The organism is Micromonospora sp. NPDC049799, from assembly GCF_040656655.1.
Lineage (GTDB): Bacteria > Actinomycetota > Actinomycetes > Mycobacteriales > Micromonosporaceae > Micromonospora.
In genome coordinates this window covers 1-1,544 of the sequence record NZ_JBFAMU010000806.1, presented here as the reverse complement: position 1 = coordinate 1,544, position 1,544 = coordinate 1, and the positions used below count along the sequence as shown (strand labels likewise).

Sequence of the window (1,544 nt, the reverse complement as noted above, 5' to 3'; positions counted from 1 at the left end):
GGCCGCCGCTGCTGGTCGCCACCGAGGGCTGGCCGCCCAACGTGGCGGTCGCCGCCCGTGTCCTGCGTCGGATCGGGGGCCACGTCGTCGCGGTCACGCCCGGTGCGCCGCTGCCGTTCCGGGACGCCGCGTTCGACCTGGTGGTGAGCCGGCACCCGGTCCGCACCGACTGGGCCGAGACCGCGCGGGTGCTCCGGCCGGGCGGGACCTTCCTGTCGCAGCAGATCGGCCCGGGCACCGTACGCGAACTCAGCGAGGCGATCCTCGGTCCGCTGCCCCCACCCACCGAGCGGCACCCCGAGCGGGCGGTGGCCGACGCGGAGGCGGCCGGGCTGCGCGTGGTGGACCTGCGGGAGGCCACCCTGCGGACGGTGTTCCACGACGTCGCGGCGGTGGTCTGGTTCCTGCGCAAGGTGGTGTGGACGGTTCCGGGCTTCACCGTCGAGCGGCACCGTCCCGCGCTGGTACGCCTGCACCACCGCATCCGGGCCGAGGGGCCGTTCGTGGCGCACGCCCGCCGCTTCCTCGTCGAGGCGATCCGGCCCGCCGGCTGAGCCGAACACCGGTCAGCCGTGCGCCCGCGCGTGGTGGGCGGCGAGCACGTCGGTGCCGAAGTCGCTGGCCGGGCGGCGCAGCACCGTGTGCGCGTGGTTGCCGTCGTCGGTGGTGTTGTCGTACTCGACGAGCAGGTCGTCGCCCTGCACCCGGTAGTAGTGGCGTTGGCCGGGACGGGTGGGGCCGGCCCAGGCGAAGTGCAGCTGCCCGCCGTCGAGCCGCTGCGCCTCGTGCTGGGCCAGGGCGGGTGGCAGGCGTTCCAGGTACAGCGCGACGAGCTGCTCCACGAGTGCCCGCGCGCCGGGTCCGAGCCGGTCGGTCGCCACGCCGAGCGGTTCCAGCGGCCCGTCGACCCGGGGTCGGGTGGCGCTGACGATGTCGGCCGGCGCCTCGTCGGCGATGATCGCGGCGGCGCGGGCGGCCGGTCCCATCGCATCCAGCGCGGCGCGTGCCAGGTCCTCCTCGACGCCGAGCGGGCGGGACACGGGGCGACCGGCGTACCGGACGGCGGCCGGGTTGGCCCCGAAGAACACCGGCGCCGGGGAGACCTGGTCGTCCACCACCGTCATGCTCACCGACAGGTGGTGCCCCTCGACACGCCACGCCCAGGCGTCGTCCCGGTCGGGGTCGCCGAAGACGGCCACCCAGTAGTCGTCGCTGTGCCGTCCCCGCCGCCATCCCTCGGCCCGGTCGAGCACCTCCTCCAGCGCGACGATCGCCATCGCCTGCGCGTACGCCGTCGGGCTGAGCGCGGTGGCCAGCAGCCGGTGGGCGGCCTTGCGCGCGGCGCGGTCGAGGTCGGCGAGGCACACCCCGGGCCGGGGTCGCGGCCGGTACTCCAGCCAACGCCGAGCGGCGTCGTCGTCGAAGCGGTGCGCGGCGCGCGTGCGCTCCGGCTCGTCCAGGGCGGCGTCGTCGACGTCGGCGAGGGTCTCCATCAGCTTCTCGCGCCACTCGGCGGCGGAGTCGGCCAGGTCGGCCGGGATCTC

Annotated in this window: 2 protein-coding genes; one reads left to right on the top strand and one right to left on the bottom strand. The window is 76.2% G+C overall.

Features of this window, described 5'->3' with window-relative positions; genetic code table 11:
* On the top strand, positions 1–554 hold a 554-nt coding region (locus AB0I76_RS29650), incomplete at its 5' end, for a methyltransferase domain-containing protein (RefSeq protein ID WP_357042366.1).
* Between the two features lie 12 nt (positions 555–566).
* On the opposite strand, the gene AB0I76_RS29645 is transcribed toward AB0I76_RS29650, so the two are convergent.
* Positions 567–1,493 carry a DUF3500 domain-containing protein gene (locus tag AB0I76_RS29645; RefSeq protein ID WP_357042370.1) on the bottom strand — a complete coding sequence of 309 codons (927 nt, stop codon included), beginning with the start codon at positions 1,491–1,493 and terminating at the stop codon, positions 567–569.
* Positions 1,494–1,544 lie beyond the last annotated feature (51 nt).